Origin of the sequence: Streptomyces parvus (genome assembly GCF_032121415.1) — a bacterium.
In the GTDB taxonomy this organism is placed as follows: Bacteria; Actinomycetota; Actinomycetes; order Streptomycetales; family Streptomycetaceae; genus Streptomyces; species Streptomyces globisporus_A.
Map to the genome: position 1 here is coordinate 6,753,803 of NZ_CP135079.1, position 21,262 is coordinate 6,775,064.

General features: G+C 73.4%; 21 protein-coding genes and 1 pseudogene. 12 read left to right on the forward strand and 10 right to left on the reverse strand.

From position 1 onward, the window contains the following. Nucleotides 1–161 precede the first annotated feature (161 nt). The 6 genes from RNL97_RS31290 to RNL97_RS31315 form a co-directional block, all read right to left on the reverse strand. A complete protein-coding gene (locus tag RNL97_RS31290; RefSeq protein WP_030586248.1) occupies nt 162–1,211 on the reverse strand; it encodes a polyprenyl synthetase family protein in 1,050 nt (349 codons plus the stop codon). Continuing rightward, entirely contained in the window at nt 1,208–2,266 is a 1,059-nt protein-coding gene (locus RNL97_RS31295) for a tetratricopeptide repeat protein (protein ID WP_243316066.1), read from the reverse strand. The genes RNL97_RS31290 and RNL97_RS31295 overlap by 4 nt, the downstream gene beginning before the upstream one ends. A gap of 221 nt (nt 2,267–2,487) precedes the next feature. Further along, nucleotides 2,488–3,147, reverse strand: coding sequence for a TetR/AcrR family transcriptional regulator (locus RNL97_RS31300; RefSeq protein WP_030586244.1), 660 nt, complete (start codon nt 3,145–3,147; stop codon nt 2,488–2,490). After that, nucleotides 3,144–3,824, reverse strand: coding sequence for a DUF4166 domain-containing protein (locus RNL97_RS31305; protein ID WP_243316067.1), 681 nt, complete (start codon nt 3,822–3,824; stop codon nt 3,144–3,146). The genes RNL97_RS31300 and RNL97_RS31305 overlap by 4 nt, the downstream gene beginning before the upstream one ends. Beyond that, nucleotides 3,821–4,513, reverse strand: coding sequence for a hypothetical protein (locus tag RNL97_RS31310; protein ID WP_030586240.1), 693 nt, complete (start codon nt 4,511–4,513; stop codon nt 3,821–3,823). The genes RNL97_RS31305 and RNL97_RS31310 overlap by 4 nt, the downstream gene beginning before the upstream one ends. A gap of 112 nt (nt 4,514–4,625) precedes the next feature. Next, entirely contained in the window at nt 4,626–5,540 is a 915-nt protein-coding gene (locus RNL97_RS31315; RefSeq protein ID WP_030586238.1) for a nitroreductase/quinone reductase family protein, read from the reverse strand. Between the two features lie 359 nt (nt 5,541–5,899). Here RNL97_RS31315 and RNL97_RS31320 point away from each other — a divergent pair, with 359 nt between their 5' ends. Then, on the forward strand, nt 5,900–6,199 hold the full coding sequence (locus RNL97_RS31320; protein WP_050500111.1) for a DUF2087 domain-containing protein: 300 nt from the start codon (nt 5,900–5,902) through the stop codon (nt 6,197–6,199). 39 nt (nt 6,200–6,238) lie between these two features. On the opposite strand, the gene RNL97_RS31325 is transcribed toward RNL97_RS31320, so the two are convergent. Then, a complete protein-coding gene (locus tag RNL97_RS31325) occupies nt 6,239–7,072 on the reverse strand; it encodes an aldo/keto reductase (protein WP_030586234.1) in 834 nt (277 codons plus the stop codon). A gap of 227 nt (nt 7,073–7,299) precedes the next feature. Between RNL97_RS31325 and RNL97_RS31330 the strand changes: the two genes are divergently transcribed. Then, nucleotides 7,300–8,595, forward strand: a complete 1,296-nt coding sequence (locus RNL97_RS31330) for an alpha/beta fold hydrolase (RefSeq protein ID WP_030586232.1) — start codon at nt 7,300–7,302, stop codon at nt 8,593–8,595. A gap of 48 nt (nt 8,596–8,643) precedes the next feature. Here RNL97_RS31330 and RNL97_RS31335 read toward each other — a convergent pair whose 3' ends face one another. Continuing rightward, the gene (locus tag RNL97_RS31335; RefSeq protein WP_030586230.1) at nt 8,644–9,216 is read right to left on the reverse strand and encodes a rhodanese-like domain-containing protein; all 573 of its coding nucleotides are present in this window, start codon (nt 9,214–9,216) and stop codon (nt 8,644–8,646) included. Nucleotides 9,217–9,354: 138 nt separating this feature from the next. On the opposite strand from RNL97_RS31335, the pseudogene RNL97_RS31340 reads away from it, so the two are divergent. From RNL97_RS31340 to RNL97_RS31385, 10 genes and pseudogenes are all read left to right on the forward strand, one after another. Next, a pseudogene (locus RNL97_RS31340) lies at nt 9,355–9,742 on the forward strand (PIG-L deacetylase family protein); the annotation flags it as partial. Nucleotides 9,743–9,802: 60 nt separating this feature from the next. Continuing rightward, nucleotides 9,803–10,399, forward strand: coding sequence for a helix-turn-helix domain-containing protein (locus tag RNL97_RS31345; protein WP_030586228.1), 597 nt, complete (start codon nt 9,803–9,805; stop codon nt 10,397–10,399). A gap of 129 nt (nt 10,400–10,528) precedes the next feature. After that, a complete protein-coding gene (locus tag RNL97_RS31350) occupies nt 10,529–11,494 on the forward strand; it encodes an NADPH:quinone oxidoreductase family protein (RefSeq protein WP_030586226.1) in 966 nt (321 codons plus the stop codon). Further along, nucleotides 11,491–12,684 (forward strand): acyl-CoA dehydrogenase family protein, encoded by a 1,194-nt coding sequence (locus tag RNL97_RS31355; protein ID WP_030586224.1) that lies wholly within the window; start codon nt 11,491–11,493, stop codon nt 12,682–12,684. Before RNL97_RS31350 ends, RNL97_RS31355 begins: the two co-directional genes overlap by 4 nt. After that, nucleotides 12,681–13,799 (forward strand): acyl-CoA dehydrogenase family protein, encoded by a 1,119-nt coding sequence (locus RNL97_RS31360; RefSeq protein ID WP_030586222.1) that lies wholly within the window; start codon nt 12,681–12,683, stop codon nt 13,797–13,799. The genes RNL97_RS31355 and RNL97_RS31360 overlap by 4 nt, the downstream gene beginning before the upstream one ends. Nucleotides 13,800–13,936: 137 nt before the next feature. Then, nucleotides 13,937–15,553 (forward strand): ABC transporter substrate-binding protein, encoded by a 1,617-nt coding sequence (locus RNL97_RS31365; protein WP_030586220.1) that lies wholly within the window; start codon nt 13,937–13,939, stop codon nt 15,551–15,553. A 23-nt stretch (nt 15,554–15,576) separates the two neighbouring features. Next, nucleotides 15,577–16,542 carry an ABC transporter permease gene (locus RNL97_RS31370; protein WP_030586218.1) on the forward strand — a complete coding sequence of 322 codons (966 nt, stop codon included), beginning with the start codon at nt 15,577–15,579 and terminating at the stop codon, nt 16,540–16,542. Then, complete coding sequence (locus tag RNL97_RS31375) at nt 16,535–17,392, forward strand: ABC transporter permease (RefSeq protein ID WP_030586216.1); 858 nt, start codon at nt 16,535–16,537, stop codon at nt 17,390–17,392. The genes RNL97_RS31370 and RNL97_RS31375 overlap by 8 nt, the downstream gene beginning before the upstream one ends. Beyond that, nucleotides 17,389–18,390, forward strand: a complete 1,002-nt coding sequence (locus RNL97_RS31380) for an ABC transporter ATP-binding protein (protein ID WP_030586214.1) — start codon at nt 17,389–17,391, stop codon at nt 18,388–18,390. Before RNL97_RS31375 ends, RNL97_RS31380 begins: the two co-directional genes overlap by 4 nt. After that, nucleotides 18,383–19,057, forward strand: coding sequence for an ABC transporter ATP-binding protein (locus RNL97_RS31385; RefSeq protein ID WP_030586213.1), 675 nt, complete (start codon nt 18,383–18,385; stop codon nt 19,055–19,057). Before RNL97_RS31380 ends, RNL97_RS31385 begins: the two co-directional genes overlap by 8 nt. A 309-nt stretch (nt 19,058–19,366) precedes the next feature. On the opposite strand, the gene RNL97_RS31390 is transcribed toward RNL97_RS31385, so the two are convergent. Both RNL97_RS31390 and bla read right to left on the reverse strand, forming a co-directional pair. Further along, entirely contained in the window at nt 19,367–20,017 is a 651-nt protein-coding gene (locus RNL97_RS31390; protein ID WP_374115209.1) for a GPR1/FUN34/YaaH family transporter, read from the reverse strand. A gap of 173 nt (nt 20,018–20,190) precedes the next feature. Further along, on the reverse strand, nt 20,191–21,126 hold the full coding sequence (gene bla, locus RNL97_RS31395) for a class A beta-lactamase (protein ID WP_030586211.1): 936 nt from the start codon (nt 21,124–21,126) through the stop codon (nt 20,191–20,193). Nucleotides 21,127–21,262 lie beyond the last annotated feature (136 nt).

Consider the following 21,262-nt stretch of genomic DNA (forward strand, 5'->3'; position numbering starts at 1 on the left):
TTATACCGTCATCCTTTTCCGGGAAAGTCCACTCCGCCGAACGCCGCACCGGATGGCGGCACCATCCATCGGTGCCGTCGCCGAAACGCCGGAGCGCCCCGGACGGGGTCCGGGGCGCTCCGGGCAACGGGTCGGCCGGTGCGGTCAATGAGGCACGGGCCTCAGCCGGTGCGGTCCACGAGATACGGGATCAGCGTGAGCAGATCCCCTCGGGCTCCCTCGGTGAGCGGCACCCGGTCCAGACAGGCGCGGGCCGCGGCCAGGTGCTCGTGCGCCTCGGTGATCGTGGCCTCTCGCCCGCCTGCCTCGTCGATCAGCTCCGCCGCACGCCGCGCCGCCGCGTCGTCGAGCGGCCCGGCGGGGGTGAGCAGCGCATCGAGACGCCCGGCCGCCGGGTGGTCGGCGGACAGTGCCGCGAGCACCGGGTACGTCTTCTTGAGCCGCCGCAGATCGCTGTGCACGGGCTTTCCCGTCACCTGCGGATCGCCCCAGATCCCGAGCAGGTCGTCCACCGCCTGGAACGCCACCCCCACATGCCGCCCCGCCAGGTCCAGCGCCTCGGCGGTGGACGCCGGAGCGCCCGCCAGCACCGCTCCCAGGGCGGCCGCGCAACCGAGCAGGGACCCCGTCTTGTGGGTGGCCATCGCCCGGTACTCGTGCGGCAGGACGGCCCCGGGGCCGGACCACGGACGGGACTCGAAGAGCAGGTCCTGCGCCTGACCGCGCACCAGATCGCCCAGTGCGGCCGCCAGCTGCCGCACCGCCGCCGGGCCGCCCGGACCCGGGGCCTCCGCCAGCGTGGAAACGGCCAGGGCGAACAGCGCGTCCCCCGCGAGGACCGCCGGGCCGGTGCCGTACGCCTTCCACACCGTCGGCCTACGGCGGCGGGTCTCGTCGCCGTCCATGATGTCGTCGTGGATCAGCGAGAAGGTGTGGATCAGCTCGACGGCGACCGCGCCGAGCACCCCGTCCTCCCCGCTGCCGCCCGCGGCCTCCGCTCCGAGCACCGCGAGCGCCTGGCGGACGCCCTTGCCCTGCGATCCGGGGGACGGTTCGCCGTCAGCCCCGCCCCAGCCCAGCGAGAAGGCCGCCGTCTCCGCGTGCCAGGGGTGCAGCCGGCCCACCGACTCCACCAGGGCCGGGCGCACCAGCTCGCGGCACCGGTCCAGTATCTGCGGCGCGCTGGCCCGGCGGGTCGTGGAGAGCGTCATCGTCGGCCGCCCCCGGCACCGGACGACGCGGGTTCCACGTCCAGTTCGGCGTACGCCTTCTCGACCATCTCGCGGGCGTTGAGCAGTCCGATCCGGTCGAGCCTGCCCCGCAGTTCGTCCAGGTCGGCGGCGGTGGCGTCGCGGTCGCGGCCGAGCCGGGCCCGGGCCTTGACCAGGCCGAGCGAGGCCAGTGCCTCACCCCGGGGCTCGTCCATCGCGCGGAACTCGCCGAGCGCCTGCTCGTACACCGCGCGTGCCTCCTCGTACCGTCCGGCGCGGAACAGCACGTTGGCCCGCATCTTGTGGTTGTAGGCCAGGGCGCTGGAGAGGTTCATCTCGCGGCAGGTGACCTCGGCCTCGGCGAGCAGACCGAGCGCCCGCCCGGTCGCCCCGTCCCGGAGGGAAACGATGTCGGCGATGCCGCGCAGCGCCCAGGCCCGGCCCCGCCGGTCGTCCGCGTCGGCCGCCAGGGCCGCCGCCTCCTCGAACATCTCCAGCGCCGTGTCCAGCGAACCGGTGTTGCGGTGGATCTGCGCGATGCCCTCCAGCGCCCAGACGGTGTGCCGGGCCTCGCCCCGGGCGCGGGCCTCGGCCAGCAGCTGTTCGTGCAGTGTCGCGACGGTCGCGTAGTCGCCCTGGATCCGCCCGGTCTCGGCGAGTCCGGCCAGCGAGTAGCCGCGGGCGACCACGTCGCCGCCCCGTTTGCCCAGCTCCGCGGCGAGGCCGAGCAGCCGGAACGCGAGGCGCAGTGCCCCGCGTTGCCGCGCCAGCGTGCCCCCGCTCCACAGCGCCCAGGCCATCGCCCCGGTGTTCCCGGCCGTCCGCGCCGCCCGGTAGCTGGCCTTCCAGGCCCGGTCGGCCTCTGCCACCTGGCCGAGCCTGCGGTGCGCCTCGGCCACGGCGAGGCCGGAGCGCGCCACGTCCTCCTGGGATCCGGAGAGCTCGGCCTGCCTCAAGTGGCGTACTCCCTCGGCCAGTACGTCGGTGAGGGAGGCGTTCACCGACATCTTGGTGAGAGCTCCCTGGTACTCGGGCGCCAGTGCCTTGGTCTGCATGGGTGCCTTCCGCGCGGTGCCGGGCCCGGAACCGGTCGACTATACCCTCTGTGTATACCTGGGGGGTATAGTCGGCCGGTCGGGCAGGCCCGGATCATGTGGGGGTGGGGCGCCGCTCGTCATGCGCGGCGAACCGTCCTGTCGTCGATCAAGACGGCAGGTGGGGGCGGAGGGTTGCTCGGGCGGCCCAGGTCGTTCCGGGCCGCCTCGCCCGTGTCCCGTTACGCCCCGCCCTGCACCTTCTCCGTACGTCGCAGCCGGTGACGTACCGCGCGCCGGGCCACCGGGCCGAGCTCGTCCAGTGCCCCGGCCAGCGCGGCGAGCTGCTCCAGCGCCTCGAAGGCTCGCTCCGCCCCCTCCGGATCGACGCCCTCGTACATCTCCAGGCCCACGAACGCCCCGGTCACGGCGCGCGCCAGGCCCTCCGGACCGGTGAACTCGCCCAGCGGCGAGTCCGCCAGGATCCGGACGAGGACCTTCTCGATCTCGGCGGTCCACAGGTCGAGCCCGGCCGCGGTCGCGGGCGCCAGCCGGGGCTGGGTCTGGGCGCCCGCGAGCACCTGCGCGAGGAAGGCGACATGGCCGCCGGCCCGCTCCTCCTCGTGCAGCTCGCGCCCGCACCGCAGGAGTTCGGCGAGGGTGGTGACGGCGGCGAGCCGGTCGCGGTGGCGGGCCACCCGCTGCTCGGCGCCGTACCGGCAGGCCGCCGCCAGCAGCTCGTCGACCGAACCGAAGTGGTAGAAGACCAGCGCCTGGTTGACCCCGGCCGAGGCCGCCACCGAACGGGCCGAGGTCTTGGCGATCCCCTGAGCCGCGAGGGTGCGCAGCGCCCCCTCCAGCAGCTTCGTCCGGGTGTCCGTCCCGGCGGCGCCCCCCGTCACACCCGCGCCTCTTCGCGGACCGGGCGCAGACCGGCCCGTACGCCGTGGCGCAGGGCGTCGACATAGCGGGCGCGGAACGTTCCCTCGTACCCGAACAGCGGGCCGAAGCGGCGGTTGGTCACGGAGACCCGGATACGGAAGCGGCCCGTGGCGTCGTCGAAGGACTCGCGGACCTCGGCCTCGCCGCCGATCAGGTCCGGGACCCGCAGGTCGAAGGGCCCCTCGCGGAAACGGTGCTCGCCGGAGCGGATCAGCAGCGAGCCGTCGGGCTCCGCGGTCAGCCGCAGGTCGGTGGCCAGGTGCTGGTGCGTACCGAGGTAGTCCAGCACGCAGGACCGCTCGGGGCTGTGCACCATCGTGGCGTCGAAGCGGCGCGGCCCGCCCGGCAGGGCGAAGGTCCGGACGAAGGTCACGGTCTCCCGGCCGAAGGCGTCGGTGTACGGGACGTTCTCGATGGTGAACGGCACATCGCGGCCGGTCCTCGGCACCAGGATGTTGCGCGTGGCACCGAGGGCGAGGAACGGCTTCACGAACGCCCGGCCGTGCCAGATCCGGTCCATGGACCCGCGCCCCACGCACGCCTCGCCGCTCTCCAGCCCGACCGAGAAGCGACGCCGCAACTGGGGGTGGAGCCGGGCGAAGTCGTTTCCCATCGCACGGGCGAATATCGAGGTCACGGGCGCTCCAGACGGGTGAGGAGGGACGGGGCGGCGGCGGGGCGCCCGGGCGGTCTGCGCAGGCAGCGCCGGGCGGCGGGCGTGAGCGGTGACGGGGGGACCAGCAGCGCGGCGAGGGCGGCAGGCACCACCGCCGCCGGGCCGAAGGGGAGGGCCGCCGCCACGAGAAGGAGCCGCGCCGGCACCTCCGCCAGGGCGTGCGCCAGCGACCGGGCCGGGCTGATGTCGCGCTCGCACCACAGCCGCAGCCGGTCGAAGGACCAGGCGGTCGCCCAGCCCATCAGCGGCCGGAACACCAGCCGGTCCGCTACCGCGCCGAAGCGGCCCCAGCGGGTCCGGTAGTCGTACCCCGTCAGAAAACGGATGCCGCCGGCGGTGGGGACGTAACGCCAGTAGCCGCTGCCCTCGGCCAGCAGCGACAGCCGCTCCGGCGAGGCGAACCGCAGGGCCGAGACCCGTTCGCCGTCCGCACGTTCCCGCTCGCCCGCGCTCGTCCCGGTCCCCGCCACGGTCAGGAAGGGCAGCACGCGGGTCGCGTACCGGAACCGCTGGGCGGAGCCCGCCGGACCGGGCAGGGGGCTGATCTCGGTGAACCGCAGATCCCACCGCCGGTGCTGGGCGGGGTCCTGGGTCCGCTCCCACAGGCGCTCCGGATCGGTACGGATCAGCGCCTCGATGTACAGCCCCATGCCTGCCCCCGGGTCTTCACGCGTGTTTGAGCGAGTGCTCAAGTCCCGCCGCGTTCCAGGACGCTATCAGAGGGGGTTGAGCACTCGCTCAACCCCCTCGGACAGGTCGTGCTCAGGCTGTGCTCGCGGCGGGGGCCGCCGGAGGCCAGGGCACCTCGGCCAGCAGCGGCAGGATGTGCTCCTCCTCGTAGTCGAGGTGGGCGGTCAGCTCCGCGGTCATCCTGGCCAGTTCGGCACGGAAGCGGTCCGGTTCCGCGATGGCCGCATCGGCCAGCAGGTCCGCGAGCGCCGACTGCACGGCCCCGATGGAGCGGTGCTCCTCCCGCAGTCGGTCGAAGACATCCCGCAGGTGGGGGTGGTAGCCCTCCATCGCGGGGAACATGTGCCCGTCCTCGGCCGTGTGGTGGAACTCCAGCGCCTGGCAGAACGCCAGGCAGCGCTGCCGGATCTGCAGCCCGAGACCGGGGGCGGGCGGTTCGCCGCCGTCCCCGTGCCCGGCCCGCGCGGCGAAGTGCGCCTCGGTCTCGTCGTGCACATGGCGCAGTTGGCCGCGCAACCAGGTGTGCACCTCCAGCAGCTTGTCGGCGAGCGAGGCGATCGGGGGAGCCGCCGCGCCGGGGTCGGGGAGTTCCAGCACCACGACCGGCAGCACCCGGTCGGTGGCGTCCTGGTACTCCGCGTACCCGGGCGCCTCGGCGACCATCCGGGCGAAGAGCGCGTCGCGCCGGGCCCCTTCGGCGGGTACGGCGATGGAGTCGAATTCTCCGTGCCCCAACTCGACCCGCACGGCGGGGTGGGCGAGGAGGTTGCGGTACCAGTCGGGATGGAGCGGTGCGCCGAGGTTGGAGGCGACGACGAGGAGTCGGCGGCCGTCGCGGACGTAGCCGAGCGGTGTGGTGTGCGGCTTCCCGGAGCGGGCGCCGGTGGTGGTGAGCAGGAGGAGGTCGGAGCCCTCGAAGGGGCCGCCGACCTTCCCCGCGTTGGCACGGAATTCGGTGATGACGGACTGCTGGAAGGTCTGGGGCATGGAGGTTCTGGGTCTCCCGGAAGGAATGCGGGCAGGCGAAGGCCCGGCGTTGCGGAGTGCCGGCCGCGAGGCGCCCAAGGCAGGAGCGCCCAGAGGCGGGAACGCTCAAGGGCAGGGGCGCTCAAGGGCGGAGATGCTCAGGGGCAGGGGGCGGTGAATGGACTCATGGCGTCATCCCTGGAAGAAGGTGCTGGCTTGACCGCCGGCCGGCCCAGATCTCATTGACCGACGTCACGCTGCACGGACGGTATGAGAACCCGATCCGCTCGTCGCTGTCAACGCGGGGGCGGACAACGGCAGGGCGGACAACGCCGGAAATCGCGTTGCCCGCCCTGCGGAAGCCTGCGACGCTTCCGGCCATGCCCTTGGAACGACAGCCCCTTGCGCCACTGCCCCGGACCCCTCGTACGCACCCGGTGGAGGCGCTCTTCTCGCACGGCCGCCTGGTCGCGATCCCGCGCAAGGAGGCCCGCCGGGAGCAGCTGCTCGTGCACCTCGCCGACACGCTGTTCGAGCCGGATCGCCCGTACACCGAGCGCGAGGTGAACGAGGCGCTCCTCACCGTCCACGAGGACTGCTCCGCGCTGCGCCGCTATCTCGTCGTCGCCGGGCTGCTGGTCCGGCCCCGGGACGGCAGCAGCTACCGCCGCGGACGCTGACCGGCAGAGACTGCCGGCGCGACATCCCACCGCACCAGGTCAGTTGAAGATGTCGGGGTCCAGGCCGGTGCGCATGCCCCGGTCCAGGGCGGCGACGGCGTCCATCTCCGCGGCCGACAGCTCGAAGTCGAAGACGTCGATGTTCTGCCGGATCCGCTCGGGCGTGACCGACTTCGGGATCACGATGTTGCCGAGCTGGAGGTGCCAGCGCAGGACCACCTGGGCCGGGGACCTGCCGTGCCGCTCCGCGATGGAGACGAGGGCCTCCTCCTTGAGCAGGGCGCCCTGGGCCAGCGGGCTCCAGGCCTCGGTGGCGATGCCGTGCTCGGCGTGGAAGGCGCGCACGTCGGTCTGCTGAAGGCCCGGGTGCAGCTCGATCTGGTTGACGGCGGGGACGAGCGTGCCCGTCTCCAGCACCCTCCTCAGGTGGGCGGGCTGGAAGTTGGAGACCCCGGCCGCCCGGATCCGGCCGTCGGCGGCCAGCTTCTCCAGGGCGCGCCAGCTCTCCGGGTACAGGTCGTGGGCGGGCGTCGGCCAGTGGATCAGGTAGAGGTCCACGTGATCGAGGCCGAGCTTGGCCAGGCTCGCGTCGAACGCGGCGAGCGTGGCCTCGTAGCCCTGGTCGGCGTTCCACAGCTTGGTCGTGACGAACAGCTCCTCGCGGGGGATCCCGGAGGCGGCCAGCGCCCGGCCGACGCCGGCCTCGTTGCCGTAGATCGCCGCGGTGTCGATGGACCGGTAGCCGGCCTCCAGCGCGGCGGAGACGGCGGCGGTGGTCTCGTCGTCGGGCACCTGGAAGACGCCGAAGCCGAGTTGGGGGATGGTCACGCCGTTGTTGAGCGTGACGGTGGGAACGGTGGGGGCGGTGGGCATGAAGGGCCTTCCGTGGCGCGGTGCGCGCCGATATGAGCGGCGCACGACGTTTACTGGCGTCAACAACAATTGCGCACGCGGGTTATATGCAAACGCGGGCTAAGGGGTGAGGCGTCGCAGGTCGCCGCCCCGCCCGCGGGCACGCCCCCTGCGCCGGACCGGGGCGGTCATGTGCTGGACTGGCGCTTTCGCCCGGATCGGCCAGCACCCCGGATTCAGGAGTTCTTGTGAGCAGTTACCGGCAGCCCGGCGTCGTCCTCACCGACCGCCGCTTCACCGTGCCCCTCGACCACAGCGACCCCGGCGGCGAGCAGATCGAGGTCTACGGCCGGGAAGCGGTCGCCGCCTCCCGGGCTGGCGAAGAACTGCCCTGGCTGGTCTACCTGGAGGGCGGCCCCGGCTTCGGCGCACGCCGCTTCGTCGGTACGGAGGCCTGGCTCGGCCGGGCCCTGCGCGAGTTCCGGGTGCTGCTCCTCGACCAGCGGGGGACCGGTCTCTCCACCCCGGCCAACCGGCAGACCCTGCCGCTGCGCGGCGGCCCGCGCGAGCAGGCCGACTACCTCGCCCACTTCCGCTCCGACTCCATCGTCCGCGACTGCGAGCTGATCCGGCCGCAGCTCACCGGCGGAGCGCCCTGGACCGTCCTCGGCCAGTCCTTCGGCGGCTTCTGCGCCGTCCGCTATCTCTCCGCCGCCCCGGAAGGGCTGAAGGAGGTCCTGATCACCGGCGGTCTGCCTTCGCTGGACGCGCACGCGGACGACGTCTACCGGGCCGCGTACCCCCGCATCGAGCGGAAGGTCGCCGCCCATTACGCCCGCTACCCGCAGGATGTCGAGCGCGCCCGCGCGATCGCCGCGTACCTCGCCGAACACCGGCCCGAGAGTGCCGGACACCGGCTCACCCCCGAGGGCTTCCAGTCGCTCGGCATCATGCTCGGCTCCGGCAGCGGCAGCCACCAGCTCCACTACCTGCTGGAGAACGCGTTCGTCCGCACCCCGCACGGCACCGAACTCTCCGACGCCTTCCAGGAAGCGATGCGCACCGCCTCCTCCTTCGCCGGGCACCCGCTCTACGCCCTGCTGCACGAGGCCATCTACGGGCAGGGCGAGCGCGCCACGGGATGGGCGGCGACACGCGTACGGGCAGAGTTCCCGCAGTTCGACGCGGCGACCGCGCTGAAGGGCGGCGGCCCGGTCCTCTTCACCGGCGAGACCATCCACCCCTGGCACTTCGACGTCGACCCGGCGCTGCGCCCGCTGCGCGAGACCGCCGAACTCCTCGCGCAGCGCACCGACTGGCCGGTGCTGTACGACCCCGAGCGGCTCGCCGCCAACGAGGTTCCGGTCGCCGCGGCCGTCTACCACGACGACATGTACGTCGAGACGGCTGACTCGCTGCGCACGGCGGCGGCGATCCGGGGGCTGCGGACCTGGGTGACGAACGAGTACGAGCACGACGGGGTCCGGGCGGGCGGGCCCCGGGTCCTGGACCGGCTGCTCTCCCTGGTGCGCGACGAGGCCTGATCCGGACGGGTCCCCGGGGCCGGTCGCGGACCGGCCGGCCCCGTGGGATCAGCGCTGGAGCTCCTCCAGCGTGGCGTCCAGGTCGCCGGCGGAACGCGGGGCCCGGTTGTGCGGCAGCTTCGAGAGGACCGCCGCCATTCCGCAGGTGTTGCTGAGCGCCGAGTAGACCAGGCCCGTGCCGACGCCCGCTGAGAGCCAGCGCGCGGCCGGGAAGCGGATGCCCGCCACCAGCCCCGCCACCACCAGCGAGCCCGCCGCGAGCCGCACCTGGCGCTCCATGGCCCACGTGGTGCGCGCGCCCTCGGGGCGGTCCAGGCCGCGGCCGTCGCCCTCCCAGGCGGACGTGCCGCCGGTCAGCGTCACGGCCTCGATGTCCGCGCCCGCGAGGATCTCGCAGGCCCGCGTGGACCGGACCCCGGAGGCGCACACCACCAGCAGCGAACCGCGTGCGGAGGCCGACTTCAGCGCGGGCAGCGCGTCCGGCAGCTTGTCGAGCGGGATGTTCAGGGCGCCGGGTACATGCCCGGCGGCGTACTCGCCCGGAGCCCGCACGTCGATCACGGTGAACTCCTCCAGACGGGCTGCGGCCTGGGCGGGGGAGAGGGAAGCGGGGCTGGGCACGAGGCAGGTCCTTTCGTTCGCCGGACTCCAGCGTCGCACGCCCGCCGCCGGAGCCGGCGGTAGCCTGCCCGTATGACGCCGCGGCGACTCGAACCGGTGCCCGGCGACTGGCAGCGCGCCCCGGCCGTGGTCGCCCACGTCACGCTCAACCACCGGGACATCTGGGGCGGGGTCGCCTGGAACACCCCCGACCACCGCGCGGTCGGGTGCGCCACCCTGGACGCCGTCGTCGACGCGGGCAACCGCTGGATCCTCCCGGAACTCGGCGAGCAGGGACTCCAGCCGTGGGACGGGGTGTGCTGGACCGCCGTGGCGGGCAGCGGCCGGCCCACCCGCGCGGTCGACGCGACGGCCGGCCTCGAACGCGCGGTCCGGTCCCTGCTGGAGCACCGTACGTACATCGAGGCGCTGACCCAGGAGGGCCCCGAGCGGTACTGCCGGACCTTCCTCACCGGCATGGCCGAGGCCGCAGCCGAGCGGTTCGGGCGGCCGGCCCGCGGTCACCTTCGAGGTCTTCGCCCGGTAAGCGGGTCGCCGCGCGAGTTGTCCGGTTGACAAAACGGGTTGCCGATTCTGCAATGGCCCGATGAAGGAACACGACCGGGACGATCCGGAACTGGAGTCCGTCCTCTCCGGCGTCGGCCCCCGACTGCGCCGGCTGCGCAAGGACCGCGGGGTGACCCTCGCCGCCCTTTCGGCCGCCACCGGCATCTCCGTCTCCACCCTCTCCCGGCTGGAGTCCGGCGGCCGCCGCCCCAGCCTCGAACTGATGCTGCCGATCGCCCGCGCCCACGAGGTGCCGCTCGACGACCTCGTGGGCGCCGCACCGGTCGGCGACCCCCGGGTGCGGGCCAAGCCGATCGTGCAGCACGGCCGGACCATGCTGCCGCTGACCGCCCGGCCGGGCGGCCTCCAGGCGTACAAGCTGATCCAGGAGCCGGGCGGCGGCCCGCCGGAGCAGCGCACGCACGAGGGGTACGAGTGGCTGTTCGTGCTCTCCGGGAAGCTGCGGCTGCTGCTGGCCGAACACGACCTGGTGCTGGAGCCGGGGGAGGCGGCCGAGTTCGACACCCGCCTGCCGCACTGGTTCGGCCCGGCCGAGGACGAGCGGGTGGAGTTCCTCAGCCTCTTCGGCCCGCAGGGCGAGCGCATGCACGTACGGGCGAAGCCCAAGCGCGGCTGAGGCCCGGAGCCTCCCGGGGTCGGGGGCGGGGTGTTCCCAGATCGGCAAGCGACCGCTTAGTATGCGGCGCAGCAGTGGTAATGCCGACCGCCCCGGCGGTTGATGCCGACAGTGTTGTGGAGGCCCCTCATGCAGGCATGGCGAGTGCACCGGAACGGTGAGCCGGGCGAGGTGATGCGGCTGGAGGAGACGGACCGGCCCACGCCCGGCGACGGGCAGGTGCTCGTCGAGGTCCGCGCGGCGAACGTCAACTTCCCCGACGCCCTGCTCTGCCGGGGCCAGTACCAGGTGAGGCCGCCGCTGCCGTTCACCCCTGGCGTCGAGGTGTGCGGCACCACCGAGGACGGGCGGCGGGTCCTCGCCACCCCCGCCCTGCCCCACGGCGGCTTCGCCGACCACGTGGTCGCGGACGAGGCGGCCCTGCTGCCCGCACCCGACGCCCTGGACGACGCCGAAGCGGCCGCCCTGCACATCGGCTACCAGACCGGATGGTTCGGCCTGCACCGCCGCGCCCGCCTCCAGCCCGGCGAGACCCTCCTCGTCCACGCGGCGGCCGGCGGCGTCGGCAGCGCCGCCGTCCAGCTCGGCAAGGCCGCGGGCGCGAAGGTCATCGGCGTCGTCGGCGGCCCCGAGAAGGCGGCCGTCGCCCGCGCGCTCGGCTGCGACCTGGTCATCGACCGGCGCAGCGAGGACATCGTCGCCGCCGTGAAGGAAGCCACCGGCGGGCGCGGCGCGGACGTCGTCTACGACCCGGTCGGCGGCGACGCGTACGCCAAGTCCACCAAGTGCGTCGCCTTCGAGGGCCGCATCCTCGTCGTCGGCTTCGCCAGCGGCGTCATCCCCGCCCCGGCCCTCGGCCACGCCCTGGTGAAGAACTACTCGGTCGTCGGACTGCACTGGGGCCTCTACAACACCAAGGACCCGGCCGCCGTCCGCGCCTGCCATCAGGAGCTGACCGAACTCGCGGAGCAGGGCATCGTCAAACCCCTGATCAGCGAGCGTGTCGCCATGGACGGCGCCGCCGACGCCGTCCAGCGCGTCGCCGACGGCACCAGCACCGGCCGCATCGTCGTCCTGCCCGGAGGCGGCCGATGAGCCCCGCAGCCGACGCCGCCGAGGTCCGCCGCCGCACCCGCGAGCTGCTCGCCGCGCACCCGCCCGCCACCACCGACCGCACCGACTTCCTGAAGGCCCGCTTCGACGCGGGCCTCGCCTGGGTCCACTACCCGGTGGGCCTCGGCGGGCTCGACGCGCCCCGCTCCCTCCAGCAGGTCGCCGACGCCGAACTCGCCGCCGCCGACGCGCCGGACAACGACCCGCGCCGCATCGGCATCGGCCTCGGCATGGCCGCGCCCACCATCCTCGGCTTCGGCACCGACGAGCAGAAGCGCCGCTTCCTGCGCCCGCTGTGGGTGGGGGAGGAGGTCTGGTGCCAGCTGTTCAGCGAGCCGGGCGCCGGATCCGACCTCGCCGCCCTGGCCACCCGGGCCGTCCAGGACGAGGCCGGCGACTGGATCGTCGACGGCCAGAAGGTCTGGACGTCCAGCGCCCACCTGGCCCGCTGGGCCATCCTCATCGCCCGCACCGACCCGGACCTGCCCAAGCACCGGGGCATCAGCTACTTCATCTGCGACATGGCCGACCCCGGCGTCGAGGTCCGGCCGCTGCGCCAGATCACCGGCGAGGCCGAGTTCAACGAGGTCTTCCTCACCGGCGTACGCATCCCCGACAGCCACCGGCTCGGGCCCGTTGGCGAGGGGTGGAAGGTCGCCCAGACCACCCTGATGAACGAGCGCGTCTCCATCGGCGGCTCCCGCATCCCCCGCGAGGGCGGCATGATCGGCCCGGTCGCGAGGACCTGGCGCGAACGCCCCGAGCTGCGCACCGCCGACACCCACCAGCGCCTGCTGACCCTCTGGGTGGAGGCCGAGGTCGCCCGGCTCACCGGCGAGCGGCTGCGCCAGCAGCTCGTCGCCGGACAGCCCGGGCCCGAGGGCTCGGGCATGAAGCTCGCCTTCGCCCGCCTCAACCAGGAGATCAGCGGCCTGGAGGTCGAACTCCTCGGCGACGAGGGCCTGTTGTACAGCGACTGGACCATGGTCCGCCCGGAGTCGGTCGACTTCACCGGACGGGACGCCGGCTACCGCTATCTGCGCTCCAAGGGCAACTCCATCGAGGGCGGCACCAGCGAGGTCCTGCTGAACATCGTGGCCGAACGCGTCCTCGGGCTGCCCCCCGAGCCCCGCAACGACAAGGACGTCGCCTGGAAGGACCTGAGCCGATGACCGCGCCCGCCCAGCCCCCCGCCACGCCCGACCTGCTCTACTCGCAGGACGAGGAGGACCTCCGCTCCGCCGTGCGCGCCCTCCTCGCCGACCGGGCCGACGCGCCGACGGTGATCGCCGCCACCGAGGCCGACACGCCGTACGACCCGCGGCTGTGGTCCTCGCTGGCCGGTGACATCGGCGCGGCCGGACTCCTCGTCCCCGAGAAGTTCGGCGGCCAGGGCGCGTCCCACCGCGAGGCCGCCGTGGTCCTGGAGGAGCTGGGGCGCAGCGTCGCCCCCGCCCCCTATCTGACCAGCTCCGTCGTCGCCACCGAGACCCTGCTCGCACTGGTCGGCGCGGACGGGCCGGCCGCAGCCCTTCTCGGCGAACTGGCCTCCGGCGCCCGTACGGCCGTGCTCGCCGTGCCCTTCGCGACCCCGCCCGCGGGGGCGGGGCCGGTCCTCGCCGCCCTCGACGGAACGGTCCCGGGCGTCGCCGACGCGGCGGCCGCCGATGTCCTCCTGGTGCCGACCGCCGAGGGGCTGTACGCGGTCGAGACCTCGGGCCCCGGCGTCACCGTCGAGGCGCTCGTCCCGCTCGACCTGACCCGCCCGCTCGCCGCCGTCAGCCTGAGCGGGGCGGCCGGGACCCTACTGGCCGACGCGGAGGCCGGGGCCACCGCCGTACGGCGCGGGCTGCTCGCCGGGGCCGGGCTGCTCGCCTCCGAACAGCTCGGGATCGCCGAGTGGTGTCTGACCGAGACCGTCCGCCACACCCGCGAACGCCACCAGTTCAACCGGCCGGTCGGATCGTTCCAGGCGCTCAAGCACCGGATGGCACAGCTCTGGCTGGAGGTCGTCTCGGCCCGCGCCGCCGCCCGTAACGCCGCCGACGCGCTGGCCACCGGCAGCCCCGACGCCCCGCTCGCCGTCGCGGTGGCCCAGGCGTACTGCTCGGGTGCCGCCGTGCACGCCGCCGAGGAGTGCGTCCAACTGCACGGCGGGATCGGCATGACCTGGGAGCACCCCGCGCACCTGTACCTCAAGCGCGCCAAGGCGGACTCGATCGCGTTCGGCACGGCGGGCAGTCACCGCCGGTCCGTCGCGGAGCTGGCGGAGCTTCCGGCGCCCTGAGAAGCGTCCTTCGGCGCATCGGCCCTGGTACATCCCGTCCCGCCTGTCGAGGCGGGGTGTACCGGGGCCTTTTACGTGCTGTTTAATTGCATGCTGTTCGCAATAGCAGCCGATCTTCAACAGGGATGTGCAGAGATATGACGGTCCGATCGATACGGGTGGCGGTCGCCGCCGCACTGGCGACCGCCCTGTCCCTGACCGCGGCGGCCTGCTCGAACCCGGAGAGCGCCAAGAGCGGGTCCGGTTCGGGCTCCACCTCGGCCGTCGTCGGCATCGCCTACGAGCCCGACAGCCTGAGCCCGCTGCTCGGCTACGGAAAGGACGGCAACTCCAAGATCTTCGACGGACTGCTCGCCCTGGACGCGGACATGAAGCTCCGCCCCGCCCTCGCCGCCGCACTCCCCGAGGTCAGCGCCGACGGCCTGACGTACACGTACAAGCTGCGCCAGGGCGTGAAGTTCAGCGACGGCGAGGCGTTCGGCGCCAAGGACGTCGTCTTCACCTACCGCACCATCTTCGACGAGAAGACCAACAACCCCTCCCGCACCGAGTTGGACGCCGTCGAGGACGTCACGGCGAAGGGCGAGGACACGGTCGTCTTCACGCTCAAGTACCCCTACGCGCCGTTCGCCCAGCGCACCGTCCTGCCCATCGCCCCCGAGCACATCGCCGGCAAGCAGGACGTCAACACCGGGACCTTCACCACCAAGCCGATCGGCACCGGGCCCTACGTCCTGACCAAGTGGTCCAAGGGCGAGAAGCTCAGCTTCACCGCCAACCCCCACTACTGGGGCGGCGCACCCGAGGTGAAGAAGTTCACCATGGCGATCATCAAGGACGACGACGTGCGCGCCACCCGGCTGCGCTCCGGCGACCTCGACGGCGCGATCCTGCCGCCCAACCTCGCCAAGGGCTTCGCCGACGACCGGACCAAGAAGACCTACGCGGCGAACAGCTACGACTACCGCACGGTGACGCTCCCCACCAACAACAAGGTCGCCGGCGACAGGGCCGTGCGCCGCGCCCTCGATGTGGCGGTCGACCGGCAGACGATGGTCGACGCCATCCTCAACGGCAGCGGCAAGCCCGCCTACGGCCCCGTCCCCACCGACAGCGAGTGGTTCACCCAGGGCACCGAGCGCCCCCACGACCTCGCCGCCGCCAAGAAGATCCTGGACGAGGCCGGATGGAAGCCCGGCAAGGACGGCGTCCGCGTCAAGGACGGGGTGCGCGCCACCTTCCCCCTCTGGTACCTCAGCGGTGACAAGCTCCGCCAGGAGCACGCCCTCGCCTACGCCTCCGACGCCAAGAAGGCGGGCATCGACATCCGCACCGAGGCCGGGACCTGGGAGGTCATCGAGCCCCGCATGAAGCACGACGCCGTGCTCGCGGGCGGCGGCTCCCCGGCCGACCCCGACTTCGACCAGTACACCCTGCTCAAGTCCTCCCTCGCGGGCGACGGCTTCAACAACATGGCCTGGTACGACAACAAGGCCGTCGACGCCGCGATCGAGGCGGGGCGCAGGAGCGGGGACAAGGCCGAGCGGAAGAAGGCGTACGACACCGTCCAGCGCGAGCTGGTGAAGAACCCGGGGTACACCTTCCTCACCCACATCGACCACCTCTACGTCGTCGACGACCGCTTCGGCCCCCTCACCACCCAGGTCGAGCCGCACGACCACGGGCTGGCTTCCGGCCCCTGGTGGAACGTCGAGAAGTGGTCCACCAAGAGCGCCGGGGGCTCGGAGAAGTGAGCCGCCGCCTTCCCTGGGGGCCGATGGCGAGGATGGCGGGACGGCGGGCCCTGTTCGCCGTCCCCGTCCTCGGCATCGTCACCTTCGGCGTCTTCGCCGTCGCCGCCGCGTCCCCCTTCGACCCGGTCAAGGCCTACGCGGGCACTGCCGGGCTCACCGCGTCACAGGAGAACCTCGACCAGCTGCGGGCCAACCTCGGCGTCGACCAGCCGCTCGTCGCCCGCTGGTGGGACTGGCTGACCTCCGCCCTCCAGGGCGACTTCGGCGACTCCAGCGTGATGCGCCAGCCGGTCGCCGACGTCATCGCCGAGCGCATGGGGTGGTCCGTCCTGCTCGCCGCCACCGCCTTCCTCATCGCGATTCTGCTCGGCACCGGCCTCGGCGTCCTCGCCGCCCGCCGGCCCGGCGGCTGGCTCGACCGGTGCGTCAGCTCCGTCGCGTACACCCTGGAGGCCGCCCCCGCCTTCTGGCTCGGCCTGCTCGCCATCTGGTTCTTCGCCCTGAAACTCGACGTCCTCCCGGCCGGGGGGCTCACCGACGCCGCCAGCGACGTCGTCACCTTCGGCCAGGTCGCCTCCCACCTGGTGCTGCCCGCCGCCGTCCTCGGCGTCTCCCAGCTGCCGTGGTTCTTCCTGTACGTACGCCAAGGGGTCGCCGACGCGCTGGCCGAGGACCCGGTCCGCGGCGCCCGCGCCCGGGGACTGAGCGAACGCACCGTGCTCCTCGGCCACGCCCTGCGCTCCGGGATGCTGCCGATGCTCACCCTGATCGGCTCCCGCGTCCCCGAACTCATCACCGGCGCCCTGCTCGTCGAGACGGTCTTCAGCTGGCCCGGCATCGCCGCCGCCACCGTCCAGGCCGCCACCTCGGTGGACTTCTCCCTGCTCGCCGCGCTCACGGTGCTCGCCACCGCCGCCGTCCTGCTCGGCAACCTGCTCTCCGACCTCCTCTACGGACTCGCCGACCCCCGGGTGGCCTTCGATGGCTGAGACCGCACTCGCCCGGCCGGGCCGCGCCACCCGCCGCGTCCGGGTCGTCACCTCGGCGGTGATCGTCACCGCCGTCGCGCTCGCCGTCCTCGTCGTCCCGCCGCTGGCCCAGCTCGACCAGCAGGCCGTCGACCTGGCCCACAAGCTCGACCCGCCGTCCCTCGCCCACCCGTTCGGCACCGACGACGTCGGCCGCGACCTCCTGCTGCGCTGCGTCTACGGGCTGCGCGTGTCCCTGCTCGTCGGTCTGGTCGCCGCTCTCACCGCCACCGTCATCGGCACTGCCGTCGGCGCGCTCGCCGGGGCGTTCGGCGGCTGGACCGACCGGGTCGTGATGCGCGTCGTGGACGCCCTGTCCTCCATCCCGCACCTGCTGCTCGGCATCTTCATCGTCGCGATGTTCCGGCCCGGTGTCTGGCCGGTGATCGTCTCGGTCGCCCTGACGCACTGGATCTCCACGGCCCGGATCGTCCGCTCCGAAGTGCTCTCGCTGCGCTCGCGCCCCTTCATCGACGCGGCCATCTCCGGCGGCGCCTCCCGCACCCGGGTCATCGTCCGCCACCTGCTGCCCGGCGTGCTGCCGCAGGCGGGCCTGGCGGCGGTGCTGATGGTGCCGCACGCCATGTGGCACGAGTCCGCGCTGTCCTTCCTCGGGCTCGGGCTCCCGGCCCACCAGGCCAGCCTCGGCAACCTCGTCCAGTCCGCACGCGGTTCGCTGCTCGCGGGCGACTGGTGGCCCACCCTTTTCCCCGGCCTCTTCCTGATCATCCCGACCCTCGCGCTCGCGGGCCTCGCCGGAGCCTGGCGCGACCGGATCAACCCGCGCCGGAAATCGGAGCTGATGCTGTGACCGCCGACCGAGCGACAACCCAGGCTCCCGTCCTCGACGTCCGGGACCTCTCCGTCCGCTTCCGGATGCGCGGCGGCCGGGACATCGCCGCCGTCACCGACGCCCGCTTCTCCGTCGCGCCGGGGGAGTGCCTCGCCCTGGTCGGCGAGAGCGGCTGCGGCAAGTCCGTCCTGGCCTCCGCCCTGCTGGGCCTGCTGCCCGCCAACGCCCGGACCACCGGCAGCGCGCTGCTCGGCGGGGACACGGACCTGCTCACCGCGGGCGAACTCACCCTCGCCCGCACCGTACGGGGGCGGCGCATCGGCCTCGTACCGCAGAGCCCCGCCGCCCACCTCACGCCCGTGCGCACCGTCCGGGCCCAGCTGGAGGAGAGCCTGCGCGAGCTGACCGGGGCGCGCGGCAGCGAGCTGCCGAAGGCCGCCGTGGCGGCCGCCGCCCGCGCCTCGTTCCCCGAGGGGCACCTCGACCGTTACCCGCACGAACTCTCCGGCGGCCTCGCCCAGCGTGCCGCGACCGCCCTCGCCCTGATCGGCGACGCTCCGCTGCTGCTCGCCGACGAACCGACCACCGGACTCGACCGGGACCTCGTCGAGCGGACCGTGGACGAACTGCGCCGCCACACCGACGAGGGCCGGGCGCTGCTGATCATCACCCACGACCTGGCCGCCGCCGAACGCATCGCCGACCGGGTCGCCGTCATGTACGCGGGCCGGATCGTCGAGATCGCGGACGCGGAGGCCTTCTTCGGCGCACCCGGCCCCCGCCACCCGTACGCCAAGGGCCTGCTGGACGCCCTGCCCGAGCGGGAGTTCACCCCGATCCCCGGGATGCCGCCGGAGCTCGGGGCGCTCCCCGAGGGCTGCGCCTTCGCCGACCGCTGTGCGTTCGCCGATGCCCGCTGCACCGGCGAACGCCCGGCCTTCACGGCGGGCCTGGCCTGCCACCACGGGGCGGCCGTCCGGGCACACTCCCCGACGAAGGAGTCCGCCGATGCTTGAGCTGACCCGCATCACCGCCGGCTACGACCGCCGCGACCCCGTCGTCCGGGACGTGTCCCTGCACGTCGGTGCGGGCCAGGCGGTCGGGCTGCTGGGTCCCAGCGGCTGCGGCAAGTCCACCCTGGCCAAGGTCGCCGCCCTCCTGCACCGCCCGGACGCCGGAACCATGACCCTCGACGGCACGGTGATACGCGGCTGGCGGCACCGCGCCCCGCGGGAGCAGCGCACCGCCGTCGGCGTGGTCTTCCAGCAGCCCCGGCTCTCCGCCGACCCCCGCCTCAGCCTGCGCGAACTGATCGCCCAGCCGTTGCGGTCCACCGGCCGCCGCCGGGACGTTTCCGAGCGGGTGGCGGAACTGGCCCCGCTGGTCGGCCTCTCCGAGGAGCTGCTGGAGCGTCGGCCCCACGCGGTGAGCGACGGCCAGCTCCAGCGGGCCTGCCTCGCCCGGGCCCTGGTGCTGCGGCCCCGGCTGCTGATCTGCGACGAGATGACCGCGATGCTCGACGCGTCCACCACCGCCGCCCTGGTCGCCGTCGTCGAGCGCTACCGCGCCGAGTCCGGGGCGGCCCTGCTGGCCGTCGGCCACGACCGGGTGCTGCTGGAGCGCTGGTGCGACCGTACGGTCCGCTGGGACGAGCGCGACACCGAGCCGGCGACGGCCGGGTGAGCGTCCCCGGGCGGCGCCCCGGTCGGCCTACGCCTCGCCGAAGGCGATCAGGCGCCTTCGGCGGAGGGGACGAAGAGGCGGGACGCGGACGTGGCGATGCCGGGAACGACGAAGCCGCGCGCGTCGTCCTCGGCGAGAATGACCGACTGGGGATGCGGTTCCGGGCAACGGCGGCAAACCCAGGTCGCCTTGCCGGTCTGCCGAGTCGGGGTCCACAGCTTCCTGCAACGGCGGGGCGGCGGTGGCGCCCGCGACGAGGCTGGCCGCCCGGCCGTAGGCACGGCAACCGGGCGTATGCGTGCGGCCCCGTCAGAGCTGGTGGCGCACTCCGGCCTCCTGTTGGGCCTCGGTGAGCTGCTCGCGCAGGTCGCCCTCGATGGACTCGCGGGCCTTGCCGCGGCGGAAGAGGGGGAGCACGGTGCGCTGTTTCCCGTCTTCGACCAGCAGGGCGAGCCCCCCGTAGAGCGCGAAGACGCCGATGCCCAGGCCGGCCCAGCCCGCTGCCGTCTGGAAGGTGGTGCCCAGACCCGCCTCGTACAGGCCCGTGAGGGCGAAGCGCACGGCGGTGAGCGTGAGGAGGACGGCGAACAGGGGCTTGGACTGCGCGGCCGCACCGGCGAGGGCGAGGACGAAGGGGACGAGCGCCAGGAGGAAGACGGCCTGGGCCACCACCGGCTTGCCGGGCGGGGAGTCCAGGGACGTCACACTCGTGCCCGCCCAGGCGGCGCCGAGCAGCAGCAGCGCCGTGCCGGCCCCGGCGTCGCGGGCCAGGAAGGCGAAGACTCCGCCGATCAGTTGGAGCGGGACGACGAAGATGAGGACGAGAAGGAGAAGGATGCTGCTCTGCGCAGCCGGCACCCAGCCGAGTTGGAGGGAGGACAGAACCGTGCTGCCCAGGCCCAGGGCGAAGAAGCCCAGCGGCAGCGGGCTGGCGATCGGGCGCAGCACGATCCGGGTCACGGCGTCGGTCGTCAGCGGCTCCGAAGAGCCGTTCGGACGGGATTCCTGAGTCACCGCGCAAGCGTACGAGTTCCGGACGGGCAGGTGGCCACCGGGCGGGGGCACGGCCGATCCGAAGCGTGCGCGCGGACCGGGGCCCTCGGTCCGCGCGGGACTGTCCGCTCCCCGAACCGCTAGGAGAGCGAGTCGACGACCACGGAGGCCGCTTCGGCGATCAGCCGGTCGTCCGGCTCGGCGTCCTTCGTACCGCGGTGCGACAGGATGGCGATCACGATGGGCGCGGCGTCCGGGGGCCACACCACGGCGATGTCGTTGCGGGCCCCGTAGTAGCTGCCGGTCCCGGTCTTGTCGCCGACGACCCAGTTCTTCGGCACACCCGCCCTGATCACCGCGTCCCCGGTGGTGTTGGTCCGCAGCCACGTCGTCAGCTGCGCCCGCTCGGGTGCGCGCAGGGCCTTGCCCAGGACGAACGCGCGCAGATCCTCGGCCAGCGCCCGGGGCGTGGAGGTGTCCCTCTTCTCGCCGGGGACCCAGCGGCTCAGCTCCGGCTCCTCCCGGTCCATCCGCGTGACGTCGTCGCCCAGCTTCTCCAGCGAGGCGTCCAGGCCCTTGGGCCCGCCGACGTGGTCGAAGAGGAGATTGGCGGCGGTGTTGTCGCTGTAGCGCACGGAGGCGTCGCACAGCTCCTTGAGCGTCATGCCGCCGTCCACGTGCTTCTCGGTCACCGGGGAGTTGGCGACCAGGTCCTCACGGGTGTAGGTCACCCGCTTGTCGAGGCCGTCCAGGGAGTAGGTGCTGAGCACGACCGCGGCCTGGAGCGCCTTGAAGGTGGAGTTGTAGGCGAAGCGCCCCCGGTCGTTGTGGATCACCTCGTGTCCGGTGCCGGTATCGATCGCGTAGACGCCAAGCCGCGCGTCGAACTTCCGCTCCAGCTCCTTGAAGTCGCCGGTGTACGGCTGCGCGGCGGCAGCGGAGGCCGTCGTGCTCGCGGCGGGCTTGGCGGAGGAGGGCGGCGCGGTGGAGTCGCTCTGCCCGCAGGCCGCCAGCGGTACGAGGGACAGCGTGGCGACCAGCCCGGCGACGGCGGTCCTGACGCGGGGGTGATGCATGGGCGAAACCTCCTGGCGCTCCGGACCGGAGCGCATCGGGGACGGGGCCGCACGGACCCGTCCCGGTACGTGATCATGCCTGCCGAAGCCACCTTCGTCGCCTCCGGTCATGCGGTCCAATACGCTCATGCGCGTT

Excerpts from the sequence above, each read along its gene's own strand:
- RNL97_RS31290 (WP_030586248.1), bottom strand. The coding sequence starts at position 1,211 with ATGACGCTCTCCACGACCCGCCGGGCCAGCGCGCCGCAGATACTGGAC.
- RNL97_RS31295 (WP_243316066.1), bottom strand. The coding sequence starts at position 2,266 with ATGCAGACCAAGGCACTGGCGCCCGAGTACCAGGGAGCTCTCACCAAG.
- RNL97_RS31310 (WP_030586240.1), bottom strand. The coding sequence starts at position 4,513 with ATGGGGCTGTACATCGAGGCGCTGATCCGTACCGATCCGGAGCGCCTG.
- RNL97_RS31315 (WP_030586238.1), bottom strand. The coding sequence starts at position 5,540 with ATGCCCCAGACCTTCCAGCAGTCCGTCATCACCGAATTCCGTGCCAAC.
- RNL97_RS31320 (WP_050500111.1), top strand. The coding sequence starts at position 5,900 with ATGCCCTTGGAACGACAGCCCCTTGCGCCACTGCCCCGGACCCCTCGT.
- RNL97_RS31325 (WP_030586234.1), bottom strand. The coding sequence starts at position 7,072 with ATGCCCACCGCCCCCACCGTTCCCACCGTCACGCTCAACAACGGCGTG.
- RNL97_RS31345 (WP_030586228.1), top strand. The coding sequence starts at position 9,803 with ATGAAGGAACACGACCGGGACGATCCGGAACTGGAGTCCGTCCTCTCC.
- RNL97_RS31350 (WP_030586226.1), top strand. The coding sequence starts at position 10,529 with ATGCAGGCATGGCGAGTGCACCGGAACGGTGAGCCGGGCGAGGTGATG.
- RNL97_RS31355 (WP_030586224.1), top strand. The coding sequence starts at position 11,491 with ATGAGCCCCGCAGCCGACGCCGCCGAGGTCCGCCGCCGCACCCGCGAG.
- RNL97_RS31360 (WP_030586222.1), top strand. The coding sequence starts at position 12,681 with ATGACCGCGCCCGCCCAGCCCCCCGCCACGCCCGACCTGCTCTACTCG.
- RNL97_RS31365 (WP_030586220.1), top strand. The coding sequence starts at position 13,937 with ATGACGGTCCGATCGATACGGGTGGCGGTCGCCGCCGCACTGGCGACC.
- RNL97_RS31370 (WP_030586218.1), top strand. The coding sequence starts at position 15,577 with ATGGCGAGGATGGCGGGACGGCGGGCCCTGTTCGCCGTCCCCGTCCTC.
- RNL97_RS31375 (WP_030586216.1), top strand. The coding sequence starts at position 16,535 with ATGGCTGAGACCGCACTCGCCCGGCCGGGCCGCGCCACCCGCCGCGTC.
- RNL97_RS31385 (WP_030586213.1), top strand. The coding sequence starts at position 18,383 with ATGCTTGAGCTGACCCGCATCACCGCCGGCTACGACCGCCGCGACCCC.
- bla (WP_030586211.1), bottom strand. The coding sequence starts at position 21,126 with ATGCATCACCCCCGCGTCAGGACCGCCGTCGCCGGGCTGGTCGCCACG.